The organism is Paenibacillus sp. R-74696, from assembly GCF_055814915.1.
In genome coordinates this window covers 354,740-380,046 of record NZ_JBPULM010000050.1, presented here as the reverse complement: position 1 = coordinate 380,046, position 25,307 = coordinate 354,740, and the positions used below count along the sequence as shown (strand labels likewise).

Here is a 25,307-nt window from a genome sequence, read left to right as displayed (position 1 = left end):
TCCACTGGGCCTGCTGCTGATTGCTTAGAGGTTTGCTGCGAGCAGCAGTCACAGGGTCTCCGGGCAAAGCCGGAGACCTTTTTGTAACTATAAGCATGTATAAGTGTCAACCTTATAATCAACGTATAATGATATAGATAGAGAAGCGGAGCTGAGAAGCATGATGCAAATGAGTGGGAAAATCGTACTTGTTACCGGAGCAAATGCGGGCATGGGATTGGCATCAGTTACGGAGCTGGCGAAGGCTGGCGCGGAAGTTATTATGGCTTGCCGCAGCCTGGAGCGAGGAGAAGTCGCACGGCAGCAGGCGCTTGCCGCAAGCGGAGCCTCTCATATTGAGCTGATGGCCTGTGATTTGGGAGATTTTGCGAGCATTCATGCCTTTTGCGAAGCATTCAAGCAGCGGTACGACCGGCTCGATGTGCTGCTGAACAATGCAGGCGTTGTATCGCTGAAGCGCGAGCTGACCAAAGATGGTTATGAAAGCATGATTGGCGTCAATCATCTGGGACATTTTTTACTGACGACATCGTTGTTGGAGCTGCTGAAGCAATCGCCGCAGGGCAGAGTAGTCAATGTATCCTCGGGCGCGTATAAAGCGGGGAAAATCCATTTTGAGGATATCAATCTGACCCGGGGCTTTAGTGTAGTAAAGGGTTATGCCCAATCGAAGCTGGCCAATATTTTGTTCACCAAGGAGCTGGCTCGGCGGCTGGCGCATACGAAGGTGACGGTTAATTGCCTGCATCCCGGAGCGGTAGGTACATCGATTGGCGTCAACCGCCAGACGGGCTTTGGCAAAAGCATACATGCGCTGCTGCGGCCTTTTTTCTTGACTTCGCTGCAGGGCGCGCAGACGGCGCTATATTTGGCAAGCTCGGAGGAAGGCGGAGCGGTCAGCGGGCACTATTTTTATAAGCAAAAAAGGGAGGAAGTGTCTCCAAAAGCAAAGGATGAGCAAGCTGCCAAGCGGCTGTGGGAATGGAGCGAGCAGCAGACCCGACAAGGAAGGCTTGTGAAATAAAGCGAGATGGGGGGCGTTATGGTGGGAGGTTGTTTGCATGTTTGAGAAAGCCGCCGTCAAGTCGGCGATTGCGCTGATTGTACTGCTCAGCTTTATGCTAGCTGGCTGTACGAAGGATGCGCCGAAACCGGAAAGAAGCAATCCGGCCATGCTGCAATGGCTGCCTATGATTCAAGAGTCGGGCAAGCTGGTTATCGCCACAACCGAAAATTACCCGTTTGAATATACGGATGAAGAGACGGGTGAGTTTATAGGCTACGATGTGGATTTGGCACAGGCTATTGCAGATGAAATTGGCGTAGAGATTGAATGGAAAAAAATGGACTTTGCTGACCTGCTTAATGCCCTGCAGCTGGGCAAAGCCGATATGGTTATTGCCAGTATGTATATTACGGAGGAGCGGGAGCGGATCGTCGATATGTCGGATAAATATTTGGATAGCGGCATGGCGGTCGTCAGGAGGAAGGGCGACAATTCGGTGAGCTCCCTCAGTGATCTGGATGGCAAAACGATTGGGGTAAAAACGCAAGCAAGCAGCGAGCGGGAAGCAGAAGCGCTGATTGCACAGGGCAAAAAAATTAAAATACGCTCGTATGCTTCGGTGGCAGAATGTTTGGAAGCACTGCGCTCCAGCGAGGTAGATATCGTATTTAACGATTATTTAAAACAGGTCAGCTACAATCAGCATTATCCCGAGGCGCAGCTGGAGCTGGTAGGCGGTGCATTTACCAAAGAAGGATTCGGGATAGCTGTCGTAAAAGGGCAGACCGAATTGCTTCAGGTCGTAAATCAGGTCATACATAGGCTGCAGGAAAATGGCGACGCGGATGTGCTGTACAGCAAATGGCTGCAATAAAGGAGGAACACACATGAAACAACGACAATTTGCTTTTACAGCTATTCGCTTATTGGCTATTTATTTTTTTGTAGCGGGCTTTGGAAGGCTGATGGATGTAGTGGCACCCATTGTGCTCAGTGGCAGCGATGTTAATGTAACGGCATGGGCGTATTTGTCTCTTGTACTGCCGGGGCTCTTCTATGTGGGAGCAAGCATTTTTCTTTGGTCGAAGGCAGAAGGCATCGTACTGCGCGTTCTGCAAGGCCGGGAAGATAGCGCTGGCGAAGCGCTTCCAGGGACCCGTTTCGCCAGCGACGAGCTTTACAAGCTGGGGTTATCCCTTACTGGCATCATCCTTATTGTGCTGACCTTGCCTACGCTTGCGGCAACGATCATTCAGCTTCTGCAGGTTAATGAAACGAGCTATACGGTATCTCAGCCATTTCTTTACTCCAATTGGGCTGTCATGATTGAATGCCTAGTGAAGCTGGGACTTGGGCTGCTGCTCATCATTAAAACACAGCTCATATTTGGCTGGGTGGAACGCACCCTTAAGCAGGTTCGGACGAACAACCAATAAACGAATGATCAATTAACCTATGGGCATAAAAAAGACTGGCGACGCATCGGGCTGTGCATGAAGGGCACCCGATAAGGTCATCGCCAGTTTTTTGTTTTTCGTACAAAGTCAGCGGCAAGCTAGCAGGCAAGTACAACGGCAAGCGAGTACAGCCTACGGGCGGAATTCGACGTTTAGCTGAATAATTTCTGCACGACTGCCGATGCGAAGCGGCGGTCCCCATGTGCCGAAGCCGGAGGAGACGATGGCGTGAAGCTGTCCTTTTTGCAGAAAACCCCAGTCGAGCTCGAACAGCCTTCTTGTGAAAAAGTGGTTCGGCATCATTTGACCGCGATGGGTATGGCCGGACAATGAAAGATCAATGCCTTGCAGCGAAGCCTGCTCCAAATCCGATGGCTGATGATCCATCATAATGAGCGGCAGGGAGGCGTCAAGCGCTGCGACGAGCTCCTTAACGGATTGGCGGCCAGCTGGATCAGCTCTTTTTGCGCTGAGATCTTTGCGTCCGATGACGTAAAAGCCGTCGTCAATCTTCACGCTCTCGTCTTGCAGCACTCGAATGCCGACAGCATTCATTTCTGCAATAAAGCGGGCGATGTGACCGCCAATATATTCGTGATTGCCAAGAACGGCATAGACGCCAAGCGGTGCTTTCAGGCGCTTCATAACCTCCGACATATGATCATCGATATAAGGGGCAATGTCATCATCGATAATGTCGCCCGGCAGCAAAATCAGGTCCGGCTTCATTCGTTCCATAGCATTTGCAAGCCGCCCCAAATGGCGTTTGCCAACGATGGTGCCCAGGTGAATGTCTGAGGCCATGCCGATACGCAGCGATTTGCGCGGTCCGGCCGACTTGGCAATCGTAATGGAATAGGTGCGGACAATCGGAGACCAGGCATTCCAGCTGCCTCGCAGAACAATCCCCGTCATAATCAAAACGACTATGCTCCCTACGGCCAGCAAAGCAGTAGAAGCGGGGATATCCAGCTTCGTCAGCAGCCAGTATATCAGATTGGCTGGAGGAAGCAGCAGTACCCCATATTCCATAATCGCGAACCAGTAGGAGCCAATAAGCTTGAACACACGCCCTATTTTGCGCAGTGGAGCTACAGGCTGAAGCAGTCTTCCAATGATATAAGAGAAAGAGATAATAGCGACAATAAAGGCATAAGGCAGCGGGTTTTCCAAGGGAAGTAAGGCCGACAAATACAGCCATCCATTCCAGCCAATATAAAAATTAATAGCAACAAAAATAAATAATACTAAAGCGATTATACCGATCAAACGCGGTTTCAACATTCGCACTCCCCAGTCATTAACTTTGTGCATGAGAATAAGCTGCCAAATCTATTATCATTCATGGTGAGAATACTATAGCATAACGGCAATTGTCAGGTAAAATAGAGTCAGAGACTAAGGGGGAAAAGGAGTGCTTTAGCGTTGCCTTTAATCATGCAAATCTTACTGTTTATTGCTGCCGGGCTTGCAGAAATAGGCGGCGGCTATTTGGTGTGGCTGTGGCTGCGCGAAGGAAAGCCTTATTGGTACGGTATAATTGGCAGTGGAGTCTTGGTGCTGTACGGCATTTTGCCAACGCTGCAATCGTTTCCGACCTTTGGCAGAGTGTATGCGGCCTATGGCGGCGTGTTCGTCGCGATGGCGGTGCTTTGGGGCTGGCTGGTAGACAAGCGAACGCCCGATCTTTACGATTGGATTGGCGCCGCCGTATGTCTGGTCGGCGTATCGATTATTTTGTGGGCGCCGCGAGGATAGCTTGCTTAGGCGTCATGCTCGGTCTATTTTTGACAACATTAGCATTTGTAAGGATAATATAGCTTTACAAGCTGGACGAATGGAGCGAATGGAAGAGATGAAATCATTAGTGCTCGCGGAAAAGCCAAGCGTGGCAAAGGAAATTGCCCGTGTGCTTGGCTGTACGAACAAAAATAAAAGCTACATAGAAGGTCCTAAATATGTGGTAACCTGGGCACTTGGCCATCTGGTCACTCTCGCCGAGCCGGAGGAATATGATCCGAAATACCGCACCTGGAATTTGGAGGATTTGCCGCTGCTGCCTCCTAAAATGAACTTGAAGGTGATGAAGGAAACGTCGCATCAATTCAAGGCGGTAGCGCAGCTGTGCAAGCGTTCCGATATTGGCGAGCTTATCATTGCGACTGATGCCGGGCGCGAGGGCGAGCTGGTTGCCCGCTGGATTATGGAGCTGGTGCATTGGCGCAAGCCGTTTAAGCGGCTCTGGATTTCGTCGCAGACGGATAAGGCGATCAAGGATGGCTTTAGCAGGCTGAAGCCGGGAGCGGAATACAACCATTTGTACGCATCCGCTGTGTGCCGCGCCGAGGCGGACTGGCTAATTGGACTTAATGTCACTCGCGCTTTGACGACCAAATACAATGCACAGCTGGCGGCTGGCCGGGTACAGACGCCGACGCTTGCTGCGCTGATGGACCGGGAGAAGGAAATTGAGCAGTTCCAGTCCCAGCCATTTTGGACGGTCTCTGCGGATATGGGCACTTTTCAGGCGGTATGGCGCGAGCAGGATGGCCATGATGGTCGTGTATGGGGCCGGGATGAGGCTGGCGCAGTTGTCGCCCGCTTGCAGGGAAAAGGAGCGAAGGTTGACAAGCTGCGCACCGTTGAAAAGTCGGAGCTGCATCCGGGAGCCTATGATTTGACGGAGCTTCAGCGCGACGCGAACAAGCGGTTGGGCTTCTCGGCGAAGCAGACGTCCAATGTGCTGCAGAAGCTGTATGAGCAGCATAAAATCGTCACTTATCCGCGTACCGACTCGCGCTATCTATCGAGCGATATCGTGCCGACGTTCAAAAGCCGTCTGGAAAGCGTGGCTGTCGGGCCCTATGCGCCTTTTGCCCGCAAGCTGCTGCGCGGCCCGCTAACCGTGACGAAGCGATTCGTTGATGACAGCAAGGTCAGCGATCACCATGCAATTATTCCAACAGAGCAATACGTCAACTTGTCTGCGCTAAGCGCGGAGGAGCGCAAGCTGTATGACTTGATCGTTCGCCGTTTTCTAGCCCTATTCTCTCCAGCATACCGCTATGATGAGACGAGCGTAACGCTGGCGGTTGGCAGCGACAAGCTGTATGCCAAAGGCCGGGTGCAGAAGGAAAGCGGCTGGAAGGAGCTTTACAGCGGGGGCGGAATCGGCAGCTTCAGTGATGATGACGATGAAGATGATGATAAAGCCCGCAGCGAGGCAGATCGCCAGCCGGAGCAGCTGCTGCCCGCCATGAGCATGGGGCAGACGCTGCCGATTAAGCAAGCTCGCTTCAAGGAGTTGCGTACGCTGCCGCCCGCAAGATACACGGAAGCATCGCTGCTGGGCCGAATGGAGAAGCATGGCTTGGGTACGCCAGCAACGCGTGCGGATATTATTGAGAAGCTGCTCGGAACCGACACGATTGAGCGCCGGGGCAACCAGCTGTCGCCTACAGGGAAAGGGCGACAGCTGATCGAAATTGTCGTTGAGGAGCTGCGCCGACCGGAGCTGACCGCTGAGTGGGAGCGGGAGCTTGAGCGTATTGCGCTCGGCAAGGGCAATCCAGCGAAGTTTATGGCGGGCATTCGCGAGCAGGCGAGCAAATGGGTAGCAGAGGTGAAAAATGAGACAAAGGAATACAAGCCTCATAATCTGACGCATTCGCGCTGCCCGGAATGCAGCAAGCATTTGATGGAAGTGAAGGGCAAGCGGGGCAAGTCGCTCGTGTGTCCGGACCGGGAATGCGGTTATCGCCGCTCGGCTGAGCCGGCGCTGTCCAACAAGCGCTGCCCGCAATGCCGCAAGAAGATGGAAATTCATGACGGCAAAGCGGGGAAATACGCGCAGTGCCGTCCATGCAACGTCATTGAAATGCTGGGCGATAAGCAGGGCGGCCGAATCAATAAGCATCAGGAGAAAAAACTGATCAATCAATTCAGTGATAATGTGTCGCTGTCAAGCAGCTTGGCGGATGCCCTTAAGGCAGCTATGGGCAAGCAGGAGGACGACAAGTAAGTTCTTCATGTAAGTTCATCAAGTTAGTCAGTTAAAAAGCTAGTCGGCAAGATCGTAAGCAAATAAGCAAGTGAACGCCCCTGAAAGCTTCGGCCTGCGCCCCTGAAAGCAGGCCTGAAGCTTTTTCTTATAATTACGCTTGACTAGTGTTTCCATTGGCTTTAGCGTTATAGTGGCATAGAGAAAACAATTGATTTAGTAAGCGTTTACTGTGGTAACCAACGATGATGAGCTTAACTATTTTGGCAATGGCAGGAGGAACGTTCATGTGGAAAGCAGATCAGCTATTAAATCGGCTTTATGAGGAAGCGGTTGAGGCGCATCGTGCGGCGGCGGAAGCAGAAAGCAGGGAAGGCAGAAGGCTGCGATTAAAGAGTGCGCTTGCATCAGCGGTGGGTTCTTTTGAATCAAATCTTGGGCATGAGCCCGTCGTGCTTGAACGGGTCCAATGCGATGGATATACGAGGGAACGGGTTGAGCTGTCCGCTACGCCGGGGCTGTCATTCGCAGCGTATGTGCTTATTCCAGACGGCTCTGAGAGCCAGCAGCTCCCCGGTGTACTCGCGGTGCATGGACATGGCTATGGCAGCAGGGAGATCGTCGGGCTGCTCCCGGACGGCACAGAAGACTTTGGGAAGCCTAACATTCATCAGCATTTTGCCGTTCAGCTGGTGAAGCGCGGCATGGTTGTCATTGCGCCTGATGTTGTCGGCTTCGGTGAGCGGAAGCTGGATGCGGATTTGCAGGAAAATCCCGATGCTCCAAGCTCCTGCTATAGATTGTCCACACAGCTCATGATGCTGGGCAAAACGCTGACGGGCCTGCGAACGGCCGAAGTGTTGGAAGCGCTTAATTATTTGGCAGGCAGGCCGGAGGTGGATGCAGCCCGCATAGGGGCTATGGGCTTTTCCGGCGGAGCGCTTATCTCGTATGTAGCCGCTGCATTGGATGATCGGATAAAGGCCGTCGTCCTGACTGGCTTTACAAATACGTTTAAGGACAGCATATTTGCCGTTCATCACTGCATCGACAATTATACGCCGGGCCTGCTGGCCCAAGCCGAGCTGCCCGAGCTGATTGGGCTAATTGCGCCGCGCCCGCTGTTTCTGGAAGCCGGGCAAAATGACCCGATTTTCCCGGCCCGGGGCTTTAAAAAAGCAGCAGCAGAGCTGCAAGCGATCTATGAACGCGAAGGCGTGCCGGGGCAGCTGCAATACGATATTTTCCCTGGTGTCCATGAAATCAGCGGACGGGTGTCTTATCAATGGCTGCACCAAACGCTTTCAATGAAATAGGGGGTTAAACAAAGAGGATGCCGCTGGGCAGCCTCTTTGTTCTATCCACCGCTATTGCCCTCAATGTGAACTTACGTACCGAAAGTCTGCTTCATGCGCTTCGTTTCTGGGGTTTGCTCTGAGCATAAAACACAAGGATAAACTTGTTGGACACAGCAGACGCTATTTCAACAAATCACGGGTTAAGACACAGTCTGCGGACTCAGGAGCCGCTAATGCGTTACCCATCGTCATTTTCAGAGGATTATGAAGGCAATAGCGAATCTCCTGTCCGCGTAAGTCCAAAAAGGGGATAAAAATCCAGAATAGCGGAAGCTCAGTCCGCCAAAAAAGGAATGAGCCTTCAAGCCCGCGAGATCTCAGCAACTGTACTCACTACAACTGTGCTCTCAGCAACAATTGCATGCTGTGGTTCCTTAAACCTTGAAGGGTCAGAGAAGATTAGCCTCGAATTCGCATTAAGCAAGGAGCAGCAGAAGGGCTCCCGTATGCATGCACAGCCGAACTAAATGAATGCCCTGGTGGCGCTGGCGGCCCTCATAAGAGGGGCGTCTTACCTGCGTCAATCATCCAAGAGACAGACGTCTTGCCGACATATGCTATGGAGGAGGAAGCAGGAAAGGAGCTGGTAGCTTTTGAGCGAGCATCAGGGCAGGCAGTTGGCGAGCAAGTGGGCAAAGACGGCCGTATTATTGTCCCACACGGGTATTGCCCCGCACATTCCCCCTACCAGACGGTATACTGGGGAAAACTTGAGGAGCATGCTGCAAACGCATCAAATGGTTGTAATCAAGCCTGTTCGCGGAGCAGGCGGGCACGGGGTTATTAAGGTGACGCAGGATGGAAGCGCGAGCTATTCCTACACTTATTATGCAAAGAAAAAGCAATTCAGCAGCTTTAACGCACTGAAGAGCGCGCTTGATAAGCAACGTAAGGGACGGCCTTATATTATACAAAAAGGCATCCGTCTGGCATCCGTCGGCAGCAGGCCGATCGATTACCGCGTGAAATATGTAAAGACCGCTTCGGGCTGGGTTTATCGCTCCATGGTAGGAAGAATTGCTAGAGAGGGATTATTCGTAACGAACCTCTGTCGAGGCGGAACGATGGTTAGCGCAGCGGAAGGCATCAGGCGCTCCATTTCCGGTGCAGCCGTTCGGGCGAAAAAATCGAAGATGAGAGAATTGACGGTACAGGCGACGCAGCTGCTGGAAAGCCGGTTTCCAGGCATTGGGCAGCTGGGCTTCGATTATGGCATCGACAAGAGCGGGAAGATATGGATTTTCGAGGTGAATACAAGGCCGCAATAAACCCGAAAGGGTTTATTTTTTTGACCTTCCACTTCATTTCCATAAGAGGAAAAAATAACTAATGGCATTAAACGATAAGATTGATAGATTAAGAGATTGTAATTAAAGTTTTTTATAGAATTGGTAAAAATTGAGACTGTGTATAACCGTATCCACAATGTACACAGCGTGAATCCTCAAGATTCGACGTTTATTCACACACCATGCACACCCTGTCCACAAGCAACTGTGTATAACCAGAACGGTTGTTCTATCGTTTATCCCCGTGATAATATGGTGAAGCATTAGCAAAAGCCATGAAAGGAAGTGCCGATTATGGAGCTTATGTCCGACGATTTTCTTAAGGACACCTACTATGCGGCGGTCCAGTCTAAGCTAGATCAGGAATTTATCCAAATGCTGCTGTTTGAAATGAAGCGAAGGCAATTGACAGACGAGGATGTGCGCATTACAGCCTGAGACGTTATTCCTGCCATTCACTTATGCACACTTCTATCGTATGCGCGCAGCTTGGGCACAGTGCCGTATGTAAACAAATTGCATCGCCTACCTGATTGCGGGTGGAACCGGAGATGGATACAGGCTCGTATGGAGCATAAGGATCACTCCATTCCAGCGTACGCCCGCAATCGTTCATCGCTTCATTGCACTTGCCACAACTTACTTCCACTCTCTTGATGCCATTGCAGACTGGACAAAACATAAGGGTATCCTCCTTGGCTTGCACCGCTTAACGCCATGCATTGCTCCAAGGTAGAATACCCTTATTTGTGTGTATTTACTTCATTGCTTGTATGAAAGGCTGCGCGCGCTACCAGCTTACAGCTTCATATTGCTGCTGTGGCCAGGGGACAGCTTCGCTTCCGGATCTACATAAACTTTAGCATTGTTAATCGCGGTTGGCGCTTCGCCAAACCCAACAGCAATCAGCTTGAGCTTGCCTGGGTAGGTCGTAATATCGCCGGCTGCGAACAGTCCAGGAATATTCGTTTCCATGCGTGTATCCACGACGATGGAGCCGCCCTGAATTTCAATGCCCCATTCGGCAATTGGGCCGAGGGAGGATACGAAGCCGAAGTTGACAATAACGGCATCGACATCAAGCTCGGTCGTTTCTTTCGTTTTCACATGGGCAAGCGTTACTTTCTCGATTTGGTCCTCGCCATGCAGCGCGGTAATTTCCATCGGAGTCAGCACATTGACCTTGGAATTCATCAGGTTCTCTACACTGTGCTCATGCGCACGGAACTTGTCTCTGCGGTGAATGAGCGTTACGCTCTTCGCAATCGGCTCAAGCATAAGCGACCAGTCAACCGCGGAGTCGCCGCCGCCGCTGATCAGAACGTTCTGGTCCTTGAAGCGCTGCAGGTCGCCGACAAAATAATGCAGATTTTTCTTCTCGTAAGCGGCAGCTTCCGGAAGCTCCAGACGACGCGGCTCAAACGCGCCTACGCCAGCTGTAATAATAACGGCCTTCGCGTAGTGGGTTTCTGTATCAGTCGTAATTTCAAACAGGCGCTCATCCTTTTTAACAACCTGCTTAACCTTTTGCTCCAGGCAAATTTCAGGCTTGAAGTGGTTAAGCTGCTCGACAAGACGGTCAACAAGCTCTTGAGCCGTTACTTTCGGGAAGCCTGCAACGTCATAAATATATTTCTCTGGATAAAGAGCAGCCAGTTGTCCACCAAGTTGGGGCATGCTTTCAATAAGCTTAACGGATGCTTGGCGCATGCCGCCGTAAAAAGCAGCGAACAGGCCAGCAGGACCGCCGCCAATAATTGCGATATCGACAATGTTTTCAGGTAGTTCAGTTTGAGACAACGTAGGCACCTCCACATATTTGTATCTATCCTTATTATTATAAACATACGGGCACAAAGAAGGAAATAACTAATTTGTATGCCCTTCTAAACTTTTTCGTATAAAATGCCATTGAACTTTTGTTTAAAACTCTGTAGTATGTCTGTTGTATGTTAAGGTTGATACAATTGGAAATTGGCCAAATATAGGGAGACTAAGTTGCACATTTAATCCTCGTAGATCATAAATGTAGAAAGAGGTTTGTGTAATTTTTCACAATATAATTAAACGCATAGGAATGGAAGGGATCATACGATGAGCAACATACCTAAGATTGTTATTCTGGGTGCGGGATACGGCGGAGTGCTGACGGCGTTGCGTTTGCAGAAGGAGCTTAACTACAACGAAGCAGATGTTACCTTGGTAAACAAGCATGACTATCATTACATCACCACACATTTGCATATGCCGGCAGCAGGAACCGATAATCCTGAAAATGCCCGTGTCAGCATCTCGAAGCTGATTGATGAGTTTAAAATTGATTTTGTAAAATCAACCGTTGTACAAATCCGCCCACAGGACAAAAAGGTTATTTTGGAAGACGGCACGTTGTCTTACGATTATTTGGTTGTGGGACTTGGCGGCGAGCCGGAAACATTCGGCATTCCCGGTCTTGGCGAGCATGCCATGAACATCCGCAGCATTAACTCGGTCCGCCTTATCCGCGAGCATATTGAGTATCAATTTGCCCGCTTTAAGCGCGAGCCGCACCGCACTGATTATTTAACGTTTATTGTAGGCGGAGCAGGCTTTACCGGCATTGAGTTCGTCGGCGAGCTGTCCGACCGCATTCCTGAGCTGTGCAAGCAGTTCGATGTGGACCCGGCGCTTGTGAAAATCTACAATATTGAGGCAGCTCCGACGGCGCTGCCAGGCTTTGATCCTGAGCTTGTGGAATATGCGATGGATGTGCTGACGAAGAAGAACGTCACGTTCCGCATTGGCACAGCGATTAAAGAGTGCACAGCAGAAGGCGTCGTTGTTGGCGAAGGCGAAGAGATCAAGTCGGCAACGGTCATCTGGACGGGCGGCATCCGCGGCAATCGCTTGATTGAGGATGCGGGCTTTGAAACGATGCGCGGACGCGTGAAAATCGACGACCAGCTGCGTGCGCCAGGCCATGAGAACATATACATTTTGGGCGACAACTCGCTCATGTTTAATCCGGAAGGCCGTCCATACCCGCCAACCGCGCAAATTGCTATGCAGCAAGGTGTCGTGTGCGCCCATAATCTGGTTGCATCGATACGCAACCAGCCGCTTAAAGCGTTCGCGTTCAGCAATAAAGGAACGGTAGCGTCCCTTGGCAAAGGCGAAGCGATTGGCCTTGCATTTGGCAAAAAATATAAAGGCCGTGTAGCGGCATGGCTGAAGAAAATGATCGACCTACGCTATCTGTTCATTATCGGCGGCATTCCGCTCGTCCTGCGCAAAGGGAAATTTTTCTAATGCGTCATTGCAGCGTGCAGGTTCGGGGGTTGCTGACGCGGGATGAATTGGATCGCTATAACGCTCTAATGGAAGTTGGCTCGTTTCTGGAGTCGCAAAACCGCTATGATCTGGCCTATCCGGTTCAAAAGGAAGTGGACCTGCTCATTCAGCCGGCGATTGAACGGTTGAAGGAAAAGGGGCGCGAGCGCGACCGCGCGACGCAGGAGTATTTGGAAGCGAAGCGCCTTGGCCCAGATGAAGAGGATGACGAGGAAGAAGATTAGGCGAAGCTGTTAAACAAAGAACCGCCCCGGCACAGTGACGAACATTCGTCAGCGTGTCGGGGCGGTTGTGCGTTATTTTCAGAAGAAAGAAAAAAGGTCTACACTTTCAGCAGAGCGGTAAATTTCGCTGCATCAAGCAAATTGCCGACGTAGAAGTCGCCAAAGTCACCGTAACGCGCGCTAACTTCATCAAAGCGCATTTCGTAGATCAGCTTCTTAAATTGCAGTGCGTCCTCTGCGAACAGCGTTACGCCCCACTCCCAATTATCAAAGCCGACGGAGCCGCTAATAATTTGCTTCACTTTGCCCGCATATTTGCGACCAATCATGCCATGGCTGCGCATCATCGTGCGGCGCTCGTCCATGCCGAGCATGTACCAGTTGTCGTTGCCGTCGCGGCGCTTATTCATCGGATAGAAGCAGATGTGGCGCGCTTTAGGCAATATCGGCTTGAGGCGGGCGAGAATTTCCGGATTTTCCATCGGATCGAGGCCCGGCTGGTTCACATAATTGCTCAGCTCCACAACGCTCACATAGGAATAGGTAGGCGTTGTAAAGGAAGCGAACGCTGTTTTATTGAAAGCTGTTTCGATTTCATTCAGCTCCTCCAGCGTTTCGCGCAGGTGCATGAATACAAAGTCAGCCTTCTGTCCAACGATGGAGTAGACAGCTGTGCTGCCTTGCTTGCTTTCCTCTACATCGGACCATTGCTTCAGAAACGTATTTAGCTCGTCCAGCATGCGGTTTTGCTCTTCGGCGGTGCTCAGTCTCCATGCAGCCCAATTGACGCTGCGGAAATCATGAAGGCAGTACCAGCCCTCTAGTGTAATAGCTACTTCACTCATATCAGCGATAACCCCTATCTTTGGCATATTTTGCTGTGAACATTGTAACGTAGTTTAGGGCGGAAGGGCAAATGTCGGACTTGTGACAATTGGCAAATCGGAATTGACTTCCTTAAGCGGTTTCATTAAAATGTTATCGAGAGTCTGAGAGGGGAATCGTACATGCTTCAACTGATTATTGCGACGGTGTTGTTTTTGGTCATGATGTTCGGCATCGGATTTATTCTGAATATGCTATTGAAAACAACATGGTTTCCCATTTATATGTTTATTATTGTTCTGGTGCCCTTCTATGTGTGGAGTACATGGGATAAGACAATCTCCACTTCCGAGAACTTTACGAGCTTTACCTTCATTGATTTAGTGCCTGTATTTGGCGCATTAATCGGCGCTTATTTAAGCGGCTGGACGATTCAGATGCTGCGCAAAGGCGGCTATAAGATGTTTTAAGCGTATAAGCAAATCCCTCACTTGGGGGATTTTTTCTATTTTAGAAAGCCGCTTTGCGGTCTTTTTTATGTTAAACTGATAGAAAGTATGGACAGGATGGAGTAGATGCCATGCGCATCGGTAACTTATTGCAGTTTACGGAGCATCACCGCTATTATATCTTTCGTGATTTTTCATTAAGCAGTTTGGATTATAAAATATTATCGCTCATCTATCAGCCGATGATTGGTGCCTTCGCGGTTGCTTTGTACCAGCAGCTGTACCACGGCATCTCGGATGGTGCTTCTGGCTATTCCTCGCTGGAGCCGCAGCGCAAGCTGTTTCTAGGCCTTGGCCTTGAGATGAATGAGCGGGGACGCAAGCATCTTGTCGAGCAGGCGTCGCGCCTGGAGGCGGTGGGACTGCTTCAAACGTCGCGGCTGGCACTGCCGGAGCAAAGTGATCTGATTTATGAATATGAGCTGGCTAAGCCGCTCACGCCGGGCGAGTTTTTTCAAACCCAGCATTTGGTCATGCTGCTTCGTGACAAGGTTGGCAAATACGCTCTGATTGCGTTAAGGGAATCATTTGGAGCGCAGGAGCCTGACGAGCTGGCTAGCGTACAGCTGAGCAAGGAGAACATTTCCGTACCGTTTTATGAGCTGTTTCAGCTCAATCCGCAATCTGTAGACCCGGAGCTGGAGCAGGCACTAAGCGAGGTGGCGCCATCTCGGCAAGCAGCTCCTAGACTTAAACAGGAGACGGCGGGCATTCCTTATGGGGAAATTATTTTGCGTTTTCCGCGCAATTCCGCCAACCGCAGCTATGTAGAGCGGCTGCGCGGCGATGGCGAGCAGCTTGGGCAGCTGAATTATGTCGCTTATAAATACAGCTTGAATGCGAGCGATCTTTGCCGTCTGCTGGATGAGGATGGCGTTTTTGCGCCAGACGGGCTGCTGCTCATTGACGAGCTGCAGATGCGGGCCAATCAGATGTATCGCCAGGATAAGAAGCGCGAAGGGGATCGCCAGCGTACGATTGCCCGCGTGCAGCAGTCACAGGCGGAAGCAGCCGATGACAATATAGAAGAGTTTGGCGTCCAGGAAGAATATTATTTGAGCGTGCCCAGCTTGCTCGATGGCAGATGCGATATTCATCAGTACAATATGCTCATGCGAAATGAGCCGCATACCCGCTTTATGCAGCGCTTTTTCCCGGGGGCTGTACCAGATTGGATAGAACGCTCCTTCGAGCGCATCGATCTCAATTACCGGCTGCCTGCACCTGTTATTAATGTACTCATTCATTATGTTATAGGCATGAACGACGCCCATCGGATGACGAAAACATTCGTTGAAGCGGTCGTATCCAATATGCTCGTCAAGCAGATAGATACGTTTGAGAAGGCTGTTGGCTACGTGCGCGAGCAAGGGAAGGTTGAAGAGGACAAGGAACAGCGGCAAGAAAATGCGCGTTCTGTGGGCGCAGCGGGCCGCGGGGGCTCACGGCCTGGAGCCAGAGGCGGTGCTTCCCGCAAGCCAAGCATCCCGATTGTGCAGGATACGGAAGCTTCAAGCCAGGTATCGCCGGAGAAGCTTGAAGAAATGCGCCAGCTGGCAAGGAAGCTGGATGGAAAATAAGATCGCGGGGTGATTAAGAATGGAATCGCTGGGTGAGCTTCTGAAAGCATGGCCTGCGGGCAAGTCATTAACGGATCAGGCGGACCGCAAGCTGGAAGAGCTGCTTGCTGATCCGCTTGTGCATCGGCTGCGGGAGAAGCATCCCGAGCTGGATGAGCAGGCGGTTCGTCTTAATTTGAACCGGGTCTATCAATATGTAACCGAATATCGGAACTGTACGAACTGCCCGGGGCTTGATCAATGTCCGAATGACTTTGAGGGTCATTATACACTGCTTTCATGCGATACGGTGCAGGAGCGCGTACAGCTGCATGACCGCAAGGTTGCATGCAAGAAAATGATCGCTCGCCGCAATGAGGAGCGGATCAAGAAACGGATTCGTAGCTTCTATGTGGATGACCGGGCGCTCAAGAGCGGCTATTCGGCGCTCGAAATTTTAGACAAGGATCCTACCCGTGCCGAAGCGGCTTACCGTGTCATTGAATACATTGACCGGACGAAGGAGCAGGGCCTTCAGCCCAACGGCCTATATTTAGCGGGAAAATTTGGCACAGGGAAAACCTTTCTCATGTGCTACCTGCTGCATGAGCTGGCGAAAGCCGATTATTCCGGCGTCATCGTCTATATGCCTGATTTTGTCGAGGATTTGAAGTCGATGATGCATGAGCCGGCGAAGCTGCGGGAAACGGTGGAGATGATGAAGGAAACGGATCTGCTCATCTTCGACGATATTGGTGCTGAGAACTTGAATCCTTGGGCGAGGGATCATGTGCTTGGCTCCATATTGAATTACCGAATGAACCGGAAGCCGACGCTGTATACGTCCAATTATGAGCTTGATGGGCTGGAGCGCCATTTCAGCTTCACAAGCAAAGATGGCGATGAAGTGTATAAAGGGCAGCGATTAATGGATCGTATTCGGCCCTATGTCGATGTGATTATGGTCACAGGCGACAATAAGCGAGGATTAAAATAAAAAATTTGTTTAAAGTTTTAGCCTATAGGATATTCTATTAAACCTGTCGAGAACGTTTCGACAGGTTTTTTTGCATCTGTAAACATTTATAAATGTTTTACTTTTGTAATGAATAATCAATGATGGTGCAATGGTGGGTCTATACCCAAAATTCTGGGACACAACGGTTCATGACAAATGAATAAAAGTGTATGAAGCGATTTTTCGGACTAAATATGTAAACGCATTATTGGTAGTAAATGTTAATTTATACGTAACTTAAATTAAAAATGTTTGCGTTTTCATTAAAAAAATTTTAAATTAATTTTTTGTGTTGAATTTAATCAAACGCCGTATTTTCGGACATAATACCTTACGCAAAACAGCCGTAGTATGTGATATTGCTCAGTTTTGTCGAAATGGGTAGTTGATTAAGTCTGATTTTATGCTATAATCTCTAGCATCAAATAGAGAATCTCGAACTATTCATAATTATTCCTTATGCCAAATATATATTCATCCTTACATTCAGTGGATAATATTTTTTTATTTCGGTTCTGCACAAACATGAACGTATGTTCACTGTATAAGGAACAAAGGAAGAATAAGAGAGATTCATATTGAAATATTAATTGGGAGGAAATAAACGCATGAAAAAGAAGTATTCGTTTTTACTCAGCACTTTGCTTGTCATGACTCTGCTCATCAGCGCTTGTGGAAATGCAGGCAAAAACACAGGCACTAACAATCCGGGAGAGGCTAGCCCAGATGCTACCGCTACGGAAGTGAAATTGGCTGACAATCAAGAGATTAGCGTAAACATTGCATCTGAACCACCGACACTTAACCCTGGTAAAGCAAGCGACTCCACATCCGGTACGATTTTGCGTCAAACGTTCGAAGGTTTGACTCGTATTGGACAAGATGGTCACCCTGAAAATGCAGTAGCTTCGAAAGTTGAAGTTTCTCCTGACCAAACGGTATACACATTCACAATTCGCGACGGCGCTAAATGGTCCAATGGCGATCCAGTTATTGCCGGAGACTTTGAATATGCATGGAAATGGGTTCTTGACCCAGCTAACGCAGCAGATTACGCTTACCAGCTTTATTATATTAAAGGAGCAGAGGCTGCTAACCTCGGCAAAGGAAAAGTTGAAGATGTAGGCATTAAAGCGGTCAACGACACTACGCTTGAAGTTACGCTTGCTAACCCGACTTCTTTCTTCCTTGAATTGACAGCATTCTACACGTACCTGCCAGTAAACAGCAAAATTGCTGCAGCCAACAAAGATTGGGCTAACGATGCAGGCGACCAATATACAACAAACGGTCCTTTCCACATGACCGAATGGAAACACAGCGACAACCTTATTATTGAGAAAAGCGATACGTATTGGGATAAAGACAACGTGAAATTGACTAAAATCAACTTCTCGATGATCAATGACTTCAATACTGAGCTTTCGATGTTTGACAATGGCGAGCTGGACTGGGCTGGACAGCCTAACGGCCAACTGCCAGTTGATGCTATGCAAGCTTTGAAAGACCAAGGCACTTTGCATACTCAAGCAATCGCAGGTGTTTACAACTACAAGTTCAATACAAAAGTTGCTCCTTTTGACAACAAAAACATCCGTAAAGCATTCACTTATGCGATGAACCGCCAAGAACTGATCGACAACATTACACAAGGCGAGCAATTGCCAGCGATGGCAATCGTGCCTCCAACGATGTTTGCTGAGAACGAAAAAGGTTATTTTGCCGATAACGATTTGGCGAAAGCAAAAGAATATTTGGATGCTGGCCTTAAAGAAATGGGTCTGAAAGACGCATCTGAGCTTCCTCCAATTACGATTTCTTACAACACAAATGAAGCTCACCAAAAAATTGCTCAAGCGATTCAAGACATGTGGTCCAAAAACCTTGGTGTAGAAGTAACGCTTGATAATGCTGAGTGGGCTGTATATATCGAGAAATTGCATGCAGGCGACTACCAAGTAGGCCGTCTGGGCTGGCTTGGAGATTTCAATGATCCAATCAACTTCCTTGAGCTGTACCGCGATGCTGACGGCGGCAACAACGATACAGGCTGGGAAAATGCAGAATACAAAAAATTGCTGATTGATTCCGCATCTGAGCAAGATGCTGCGAAACGTACGGAAATGTTGAAACAAGCAGAAGCGATCTTCATGGAAGATATGCCTGTAGCGCCAATTTATTTCTATACGATGAACTGGGTACAAAATGAAAAACTGAAAGACGTTGTAATCAGCGGTCTAGGCGACGTAACTTACAAATGGGCCTATGTTGAAGCTTAATACAGGTAGGATGTAAAAAAGAATAGTCGACCATAACCGGATGCAGCGGTATGGTGGGCGGAACATCCCGAATCACATTTTCAAGTGGTTCGGGGTGTTCCTTTGTTATGAAAATGCGGGGCGATACTCCCCTTATATGTAAATAAAGCTCGAAACTAATAGGAGGTGCCAGACTATTATGGTGAAATATATTGGCAGACGTTTGCTGTATATCCTTTTGTCGTTGTGGCTGATTATTACAGCTACCTTTTTCTTGATGCGTCTTGCTCCGGGTAACCCGTTTACGTCGGAGAAGCAGCTGCCGCCGGAGATTAAAGCCAATCTGCTGGCTCACTATGGTCTGGATCAGCCGTGGTATGCACAATATGGCGATTATTTGCTGAAAGTGCTGCAATGGGATTTTGGTCCTTCCTTCAAGTACAAAAGCCAGACCGTTAATGATTTGATCAACACTGGTTTTCCTGTATCGCTCGTGCTTGGCCTCGAAGCGATCTTCCTCGCGCTTGCAGTCGGTGTTATTCTTGGTGTAATTGCTGCGCTTAAACATAATCGCTGGCAGGATTATACCGCGATGATTATTGCGGTGGCAGGGATTTCGGTGCCTTCCTTCATTATGGCAACCGTGCTGCAATATGTGCTTGCCATTAAATTTGGCATTTTTCCTGTCGCGAGATGGGGAACGTTCATGCATACGGTATTGCCGGCGATTGCCTTGGCTTCCACGCCAACGGCGTTTATCGCTCGCCTGACGCGCTCCAGCATGCTTGAAGTACTTAGCAATGATTATATTAAGACGGCGAAGGCCAAGGGCCTTAGCGAATTTATGATTACAGTTAAACATACGCTTCGCAATGCTCTGCTGCCTGTCGTTTCATATATGGGCCCGCTGTCGGCTGGTGTCATTACAGGAAGTTTTGTTATTGAGCGTATATTCGGTATACCGGGCCTTGGCTCCCACTTCGTTGTAAGTATTGGCAACCGTGACTACACGGTTATTATGGGGGTTACGGTGTTCTACAGTATTATCCTTCTCTTTAGCGTACTCTTGGTTGACATTTTGTATGGATTAATTGATCCCCGTATTAAACTTGGGCGCGGGAAGAAAGGGGCTTGACGATGGAACCAATATCTAAAGACCGGTTTAAGCTGGTAGGCTTACAGCAGCAAGGAACAGATAATGTGGCGAAGGCAAGCCTTTCTTTCTGGCAGGATGTCGTACGGCGCTTCGCAAAAAACAAACTAGCTATGGTCGGGGTTGTTATGCTTGTCCTTTTGGTCTTCATGGCTGTGTTTGGCCCATTTATGACCGAATTTGATTACCGCTCCAACGATCTTGGCAATAAAAATCAGGCGCCGTCCGCAGTGCACTGGTTCGGCACGGATGACCTTGGACGCGACATGTTTGCCCGTGTTTGGGAAGGCGCACGAATTTCCCTGTTTATCGGTCTTGCAGCCGCACTTATTGACTTGTTTATTGGCGTCCTTTGGGGCGGAATTGCCGCTTACAAGGGCGGACGTGTGGATGAAGGCATGATGCGTTTTGCCGACGTTCTTTACGGTATCCCGTACTTGCTGCTTGCGATTATTTTGATGGTCGTATTTGGGCAAAGCTTGGGAACGATGATTGTAGCGATGACGATAACCGGCTGGATCAACATGGCGCGTATCGTTCGGGGACAGGTGCTGTCGCTGAAAAATCGCGAGTATGTGTTGGCCGCTCGTACGCTGGGCGCTACAATGCCTTGGATTATGAGAAAGCATTTGATTCCAAATGCAATGGGCCCAATTCTGATTACAATGACGCTGACGATTCCATCAGCGATTTTTACGGAGTCTTTCCTAAGCTATTTGGGACTGGGCTTAACTCCGCCAATCGCGAGCTGGGGTACAATGGCATCCGATGGATTGCCTGCGCTTAAATATTATCCATGGCGTTTGTTCTTCCCGGCCATTATGATCTGTGTAACGATTTTCTCATTTAACGTAATTGGCGACGGATTGCGTGACGCTCTTGATCCGAAAATGCGCAAATAATAGGAGGGAAGCATAAATGGAAAAGCTGCTCGAGGTAAAAGATTTGTGCGTTTCCTTCGGTACGCACGGCGGCGAGGTACAAGCGGTCAGAGGCATTAGCTTTGACCTGTACAAAGGCGAGACGCTTGCCATCGTAGGGGAATCGGGTTCTGGTAAAAGTGTCGCTTCACAAACGATTATGAAGCTCATACCGATGCCGCCAGGCAAAATTACGAATGGCGAAATTTTGTTTGAAGGCGTAGATTTAGTGAAAAAGACGGATAAGCAAATGGAGAAGGTACGGGGCAAGGATATCAGTATGATATTCCAAGACCCGATGACTTCGCTTAATCCGACGATGAAGATCGGACCGCAAATTATGGAGGTGCTGAAAAAGCACCAAAAGCTTTCCGGCTCCGTTGCAAAAGAACGTACGATTGAACTGCTTCGTCTAGTCGGCATTCCGATGCCAGAGACGCGGATTAACCAATATGCCCATGAGTTTTCCGGTGGTATGCGCCAGCGGGCGATGATTGCGATTGCGCTAGCGGCCAATCCAAGATTGCTCATTGCGGATGAGCCGACGACGGCGCTTGACGTAACGATCCAGTCGCAAATTTTGGAGCTGATCAAAGATTTGCAGCAAAAAATCGGCATGTCCGTCATTTTCATCACGCATGATTTGGGCGTCGTTGCAAACGTGGCTGACCGTGTAGCCGTTATGTATGCGGGTCAAATTGTTGAGGTTGGAACGGTCGATGAAATTTTCTATGATCCGCGCCATCCTTACACATGGGGACTGCTTGCATCCATGCCGAGCCTTGATATGACGGATAAAGCCGAGCTGCTGGACATTCCAGGCACGCCTCCTGACCTGACGAATCCACCTAAGGGCGATGCGTTTGCACCGCGCAACCGCTACGCGCTGGCGATTGATTTCGAGGAAGAGCCGCCGATGTTCCAAGTATCCGAAACGCATTATGCCAAAACATGGCTGCTGCACCCTGATGCGCCGAAGGTGGAGCTGCCGGAGCAGGTTAAACGGAGAGTTCGTAAATTGGCAGCGTCTTTCGATAAGCCGGTGCTCGCGGAAGGAGAGGCTTAAATGGCGAAGAAGCTGCTTGAAATCAAAAACCTAAAGCAATATTTCAATGAAGGCCGTCCGAATATGGTGAAAGCTGTCGACGATGTCAGCTTCGATATTTATGAAGGCGAGACGCTTGGACTCGTTGGCGAGTCGGGCTGTGGCAAATCAACGACCGGCAGAACGATTCTACGGCTGTATGACGCGACGGACGGGCAAGTGCTGTTCAGTGGTGAGAATGTTCACGGACGCAAGTCCAGGAGCGAACTGAAGCGTCTGAACCGCAAAATGCAAATGATTTTCCAAGATCCATATGCCTCGCTCAATCCGAGGATGACTGTTGGCGACATTATTGCCGAGGGCATTGACCTGCATGGTCTTGCGAAAAACAGCAAGGAGCGTATGGCGAGAGTGCATGAACTGCTGGAGACGGTAGGCCTGCACAAGGACTATGCGAATCGTTACCCTCATGAAGCGTCTGGCGGACAGCGTCAGCGGATCGGTATTGCTCGCGCGCTTGCGGTCGATCCTGACTTCATCATTGCCGATGAGGCGATTTCCGCGCTTGACGTATCCATTCAGGCCCAAATCATCAACCTGATGAAGAAGCTGCAGCGTGAGAAAAACCTGACTTATTTGTTTATTGCCCATGATTTGTCTATGGTTAAATATATTAGCGACCGCATCGGCGTGATGTACTTCGGCAAGCTTGTAGAGCTGGCTTCAGCGGATGAGCTTTACAACAATCCGATGCATCCTTATACGAAGTCGCTGCTGTCGGCCATTCCGATTCCCGATCCGGAGACGGAACGCGTGCGCAAACGGACGCCTTATGATCCCAATGTGCATCAATATACTCCAGAGGACCTTCCGGAAATTCGTGAAGTGAAGCCTGGGCATTTTGTATATTGCTCGAAACGTGAGATGGAGCAGCTGCAAGCTTCTCATTAAAATGGATTTAAGCCATTAGGCTTAAAACTTGCAGCAATTCCGCTGCCAGCACGAATAGAAAGGATCGCTTTCAAATCAGTAAAGCCTTACGGCTGTGCTGCTTTGAGAGCGGTCCTTTTTTGCGTGGAAGCTTCCGGTTTCCTACCGTTTTCTCTAGGTAGGAGTGATGCTGTAACCGCAGGGAAACAGCAATCTTTTTACCGAAATGGTTTTAACATAAATGAATCCACCTAATTTCGAAAACCCTATTGACTAAACAAAACCACGCTGGTAGAATCCATCCATAACCAACTAAGCGGGTAGGAATAATATTTTATCTACCGGACCACCGGCGGCAAAACATTACTCATGTATCCAGGACTGCAAGAGAAAAAAAGAAAAAATCAGGGGTGTGAGGATTTATGTTAAAGGGGAAATGGTCAGTTTCATTATTGCTCGTATTGGTGCTCATCTTGTCCGCATGCGGAGCAAATGGAGGCAACCAGGGAGCAGGAGCGGGAGAGTCGCCAGCTGCATCAACAGAAGCGAGTGCCACAGGAGAGAAGCCAGCAGATCCAGTCAAGCTGCTAAATGTATCATATGACCCGACTCGTGAGCTGTATGAGGAGTATAATAAAGCTTTTACAACCTATTGGAAAAATAAAACCGGCCAGGACGTGACGATCAGCCAGTCCCATGGTGGATCAGGCAAGCAAGCACGCGCAGTCATTGACGGTTTGAAAGCAGATGTCGTCACACTGGCGCTTGGCTACGATATTGATTCATTGGTAGAGCCGGGCCTGCTAAGTGCAGATTGGCAGTCTAAATTCGAGCACAACAGCTCGCCGTATACGTCAACAATCGTGTTCCTAGTACGCAAAGGCAACCCGAAGGGCATTAAAGACTGGAATGATTTGATTAAAGATGGCGTGGAGGTCATTACGCCAAATCCGCAAACATCGGGTGGAGCTCGTTGGAACTATTTGGCGGCATGGGGATATGCACTGAAGCAAAACAACAATGACGAAGCAAAGGCGCAGGAGTTCATCACGCAGCTGTTCAAGCATGTACCCGTGCTCGACACAGGTGCGCGTGGAGCAACAACGACCTTTGTAGAAAAAGGAATTGGCGATGTGCTGCTGGCTTGGGAAAATGAAGCTTTCCTATCCATTAAGGAGCTTGGACCCGATCAATTCGAAATCGTCTATCCATCGGTCAGCATTTTGGCGGAGCCGCCTGTAGCGGTCGTTGATAAAAATGCCGAGGCTAATAAAAGCACTGAGGTAGCTAAAGCTTATCTGGAGTATTTGTATTCGGATGAAGGTCAAGAGATTGCAGCTAAAAATTACTACCGTCCAATTAATGAGACGATTGCTGCGAAATATGCGGATACATTCAAAAAGCTGGACCTGCTGACGATCGACGGAGATTTTGGCGGCTGGAAAGTGGCGCAGGAGAAGCATTTTAATTCCGGCGGCATATTCGAAAAAATTTACACGCCAGGCTCGTAATGATCGCAAGGTACAGCAAAATGTGGAATGGAGCTGACTTCACATGAAAGGTTCCAGCAGGAGCAAAGGCAGAAGCCGGGGCGGCAAAGCGCGAAACGTTTTGCCCGGCTTCGGCCTATCAATGGGATTTGCAATTGTGTATTTGAGTCTGATCGTTCTTATTCCGCTGGCCAGCGTATTTATTAAAACGACAGGTCTCAGCTTTGCGGAATTTTGGGGCACGGTAACGAATCCAAGGGTTCTGGCTTCTTATCGAATCAGCTTCTTCACCGCCTTCAGCGCGGCAGCCGTTAATATGGTGTTCGGCCTGCTCATTGCGTGGGTGCTGGTACGCTACCGTTTTCCGGGCAAAAAATTTATCGACAGTCTCGTCGATCTACCATTCGCGCTGCCGACAGCGGTGGCGGGAATTGCGCTGACGGCGATTTATGCGCCAAATGGCTGGATGGGCAAGCTGCTGCAGCCGATTGGGCTCAAGGTGGCCTATACGCCGCTCGGCATTACGATCGCCCTTATCTTTATTGGCATTCCCTTCGTTGTCCGTACGGTGCAGCCAGTGCTGCAGGACCTCAATAAAGAAATAGAAGAGGCCGCAGTTATGCTTGGCGCCTACCGGATGCGTACCTTTTGGAAAGTGATATTGCCTGAGCTGATGCCGGCTCTGCTTACGGGGTTCGCCCTGGCGTTTGCTCGCGGCATTGGCGAATACGGCTCCGTCGTATTCATCTCCGGCAATATGCCGATGAAAACCGAAATCGCCCCGCTTCTCATTATGACGAAGCTGGAGCAGTTTGATTACGCAGGGGCTACCGCAATCGCACTCGTGATGCTCGTCGTCTCGTTCCTGCTGCTGCTGTTCATTAATTTCATGCAGTGGCGGATTAACCGCCGCGTCGTAGAAGGAGGCTAAGCAGG

24 protein-coding genes are annotated in these 25,307 nt (G+C 49.5%); 20 read left to right on the top strand and 4 right to left on the bottom strand.

Translation table 11 applies throughout. The annotated features are described in order from the left end of the window. The first annotated feature begins 169 nt into the window (after positions 1-169). Genes ACSR9A_RS30175 through ACSR9A_RS30165 form a run of 3 tightly spaced genes read left to right on the top strand, consistent with a single transcriptional unit; the run spans position 170 to position 2,442 of the window. Positions 170-1,024, top strand: coding sequence for an SDR family oxidoreductase (locus ACSR9A_RS30175; protein ID WP_473762382.1), 855 nt, complete (start codon positions 170-172; stop codon positions 1,022-1,024). 37 nt (positions 1,025-1,061) lie between these two features. Next, complete coding sequence (locus ACSR9A_RS30170; RefSeq protein WP_473762188.1) at positions 1,062-1,880, top strand: substrate-binding periplasmic protein; 819 nt, start codon at positions 1,062-1,064, stop codon at positions 1,878-1,880. A gap of 13 nt (positions 1,881-1,893) precedes the next feature. Further along, the gene (locus ACSR9A_RS30165; RefSeq protein WP_473762186.1) at positions 1,894-2,442 is read left to right on the top strand and encodes a hypothetical protein; all 549 of its coding nucleotides are present in this window, start codon (positions 1,894-1,896) and stop codon (positions 2,440-2,442) included. Positions 2,443-2,595: 153 nt separating this feature from the next. Here the strand turns inward: ACSR9A_RS30165 and ACSR9A_RS30160 are convergent, their stop codons facing one another. Continuing rightward, positions 2,596-3,747: a metallophosphoesterase gene (locus tag ACSR9A_RS30160; RefSeq protein ID WP_473762184.1), complete on the bottom strand. Its 1,152-nt coding sequence runs from the start codon at positions 3,745-3,747 to the stop codon at positions 2,596-2,598. Positions 3,748-3,900: 153 nt separating this feature from the next. On the opposite strand from ACSR9A_RS30160, the gene ACSR9A_RS30155 reads away from it, so the two are divergent. The 5 genes from ACSR9A_RS30155 to sda all read left to right on the top strand — a co-directional run bounded on the left by ACSR9A_RS30155 (position 3,901) and on the right by sda (position 9,548). Further along, positions 3,901-4,221 carry a YnfA family protein gene (locus tag ACSR9A_RS30155; protein WP_473762381.1) on the top strand — a complete coding sequence of 107 codons (321 nt, stop codon included), beginning with the start codon at positions 3,901-3,903 and terminating at the stop codon, positions 4,219-4,221. Between the two features lie 97 nt (positions 4,222-4,318). Continuing rightward, positions 4,319-6,484 (top strand): DNA topoisomerase III, encoded by a 2,166-nt coding sequence (locus ACSR9A_RS30150; RefSeq protein WP_473762181.1) that lies wholly within the window; start codon positions 4,319-4,321, stop codon positions 6,482-6,484. 266 nt (positions 6,485-6,750) lie between these two features. Then, positions 6,751-7,779: a dienelactone hydrolase family protein gene (locus ACSR9A_RS30145; protein ID WP_473762179.1), complete on the top strand. Its 1,029-nt coding sequence runs from the start codon at positions 6,751-6,753 to the stop codon at positions 7,777-7,779. A 635-nt stretch (positions 7,780-8,414) separates the two neighbouring features. After that, a complete protein-coding gene (locus ACSR9A_RS30140) occupies positions 8,415-9,089 on the top strand; it encodes a YheC/YheD family protein (RefSeq protein WP_473762177.1) in 675 nt (224 codons plus the stop codon). 315 nt (positions 9,090-9,404) lie between these two features. Then, positions 9,405-9,548 carry a sporulation histidine kinase inhibitor Sda gene (sda, locus tag ACSR9A_RS30135; protein ID WP_341281554.1) on the top strand — a complete coding sequence of 48 codons (144 nt, stop codon included), beginning with the start codon at positions 9,405-9,407 and terminating at the stop codon, positions 9,546-9,548. A gap of 4 nt (positions 9,549-9,552) precedes the next feature. Here the strand turns inward: sda and ACSR9A_RS30130 are convergent, their stop codons facing one another. Continuing rightward, complete coding sequence (locus tag ACSR9A_RS30130; RefSeq protein ID WP_473762174.1) at positions 9,553-9,792, bottom strand: hypothetical protein; 240 nt, start codon at positions 9,790-9,792, stop codon at positions 9,553-9,555. A 116-nt stretch (positions 9,793-9,908) separates the two neighbouring features. After that, positions 9,909-10,910 carry an NAD(P)/FAD-dependent oxidoreductase gene (locus ACSR9A_RS30125; protein WP_473762172.1) on the bottom strand — a complete coding sequence of 334 codons (1,002 nt, stop codon included), beginning with the start codon at positions 10,908-10,910 and terminating at the stop codon, positions 9,909-9,911. 294 nt (positions 10,911-11,204) lie between these two features. Here ACSR9A_RS30125 and ACSR9A_RS30120 point away from each other — a divergent pair, with 294 nt between their 5' ends. Together ACSR9A_RS30120 and ACSR9A_RS30115 are read left to right on the top strand one after the other, a co-directional pair. Beyond that, complete coding sequence (locus tag ACSR9A_RS30120; protein ID WP_338555045.1) at positions 11,205-12,398, top strand: NAD(P)/FAD-dependent oxidoreductase; 1,194 nt, start codon at positions 11,205-11,207, stop codon at positions 12,396-12,398. Beyond that, positions 12,398-12,664, top strand: a complete 267-nt coding sequence (locus tag ACSR9A_RS30115) for a hypothetical protein (RefSeq protein WP_341281557.1) — start codon at positions 12,398-12,400, stop codon at positions 12,662-12,664. The genes ACSR9A_RS30120 and ACSR9A_RS30115 overlap by 1 nt, the downstream gene beginning before the upstream one ends. A gap of 98 nt (positions 12,665-12,762) precedes the next feature. Here ACSR9A_RS30115 and hemQ read toward each other — a convergent pair whose 3' ends face one another. Beyond that, positions 12,763-13,509 carry a hydrogen peroxide-dependent heme synthase gene (gene hemQ / locus ACSR9A_RS30110; protein ID WP_473762170.1) on the bottom strand — a complete coding sequence of 249 codons (747 nt, stop codon included), beginning with the start codon at positions 13,507-13,509 and terminating at the stop codon, positions 12,763-12,765. A gap of 162 nt (positions 13,510-13,671) precedes the next feature. Here hemQ and ACSR9A_RS30105 point away from each other — a divergent pair, with 162 nt between their 5' ends. The 10 genes from ACSR9A_RS30105 (at position 13,672) to cysT (ending at position 25,302) form a co-directional block, all read left to right on the top strand. Next, entirely contained in the window at positions 13,672-13,959 is a 288-nt protein-coding gene (locus ACSR9A_RS30105; RefSeq protein WP_338555048.1) for a YuiB family protein, read from the top strand. A gap of 110 nt (positions 13,960-14,069) precedes the next feature. Next, positions 14,070-15,578, top strand: a complete 1,509-nt coding sequence (locus tag ACSR9A_RS30100) for a replication initiation and membrane attachment family protein (RefSeq protein ID WP_473762168.1) — start codon at positions 14,070-14,072, stop codon at positions 15,576-15,578. A 19-nt stretch (positions 15,579-15,597) separates the two neighbouring features. Then, positions 15,598-16,554 (top strand): primosomal protein DnaI, encoded by a 957-nt coding sequence (gene dnaI, locus ACSR9A_RS30095; RefSeq protein WP_046228632.1) that lies wholly within the window; start codon positions 15,598-15,600, stop codon positions 16,552-16,554. Positions 16,555-17,183: 629 nt separating this feature from the next. After that, a complete protein-coding gene (locus tag ACSR9A_RS30090) occupies positions 17,184-18,854 on the top strand; it encodes a peptide ABC transporter substrate-binding protein (protein WP_473762166.1) in 1,671 nt (556 codons plus the stop codon). A 178-nt stretch (positions 18,855-19,032) separates the two neighbouring features. After that, positions 19,033-19,968 (top strand): ABC transporter permease, encoded by a 936-nt coding sequence (locus tag ACSR9A_RS30085; RefSeq protein ID WP_338555052.1) that lies wholly within the window; start codon positions 19,033-19,035, stop codon positions 19,966-19,968. Between the two features lie 2 nt (positions 19,969-19,970). Further along, complete coding sequence (locus tag ACSR9A_RS30080) at positions 19,971-20,888, top strand: ABC transporter permease (protein WP_473762163.1); 918 nt, start codon at positions 19,971-19,973, stop codon at positions 20,886-20,888. A gap of 16 nt (positions 20,889-20,904) precedes the next feature. Then, positions 20,905-21,972, top strand: a complete 1,068-nt coding sequence (locus ACSR9A_RS30075; protein WP_341281564.1) for an ABC transporter ATP-binding protein — start codon at positions 20,905-20,907, stop codon at positions 21,970-21,972. Further along, a complete protein-coding gene (locus ACSR9A_RS30070; protein ID WP_341281565.1) occupies positions 21,973-22,902 on the top strand; it encodes an ABC transporter ATP-binding protein in 930 nt (309 codons plus the stop codon). Positions 22,903-23,303: 401 nt separating this feature from the next. After that, a complete protein-coding gene (locus ACSR9A_RS30065) occupies positions 23,304-24,392 on the top strand; it encodes a sulfate ABC transporter substrate-binding protein (protein ID WP_473762161.1) in 1,089 nt (362 codons plus the stop codon). A gap of 43 nt (positions 24,393-24,435) precedes the next feature. Then, complete coding sequence (gene cysT, locus ACSR9A_RS30060) at positions 24,436-25,302, top strand: sulfate ABC transporter permease subunit CysT (RefSeq protein WP_473762159.1); 867 nt, start codon at positions 24,436-24,438, stop codon at positions 25,300-25,302. Positions 25,303-25,307: the final 5 nt, after the last annotated feature.